This is a genomic window from Mesorhizobium sp. M7A.F.Ca.CA.004.04.2.1, assembly GCF_004022825.1.
Classification (GTDB): domain Bacteria; phylum Pseudomonadota; class Alphaproteobacteria; order Rhizobiales; family Rhizobiaceae; genus Mesorhizobium.
Map to the genome: position 1 here is coordinate 1 of NZ_RZPH01001762.1, position 486 is coordinate 486.

General features: G+C 63.4%; 1 protein-coding gene. It reads right to left on the reverse strand.

From position 1 onward, the window contains the following. Window positions 1-390, reverse strand: a 390-nt coding sequence (locus EN893_RS37440; RefSeq protein ID WP_164901568.1) for an NAD(P)H-dependent oxidoreductase, incomplete at its 3' end; no start/stop codon positions are given. Window positions 391-486 lie beyond the last annotated feature (96 nt).

Here is a 486-nt window from a genome sequence, read left to right on the forward strand (position 1 = left end):
GGTGGTCACCGCTGCAACCTTGCGTATGTTGTGCAGAGACGGCTGCGCCTTGCCATCGACCAGTTTGAACGACACGCCGGGCAGGAAGACGCGATCGAAAAAGCCTTTCAGGATCGCTGGAAAGCCATAGTTCCAGACCGGATAGGAAAGCACCAGCGCATCGGCGCGCAGCAGGCGTTCGACATAAGGCGCGGCAGCGTCAGCGGCGCCGCGTTGGCTGTGGTAGTCCAGTCTTTCCTGGCGCGTCATCCGCGGATCGAAATCCTCCGCGTAGAGATCGCAGTCGTCCACCGCATGGCCCGCCGCTGTCAGCCGCTCTACGATCATGCGGTGCAGGCCGGCATTGAAGCTGGTCTCGACCGGATGGGCGTAAAGGACGAGGATGTTCATCGGAGGACATCCTGCAGGTCAGCGCGAGGCACCCCCCTCTGCCCTGCCGGGCATCTCCCCCTCAAGGGGGAAGATTGGCGGGTTCCGCGGTGCTGC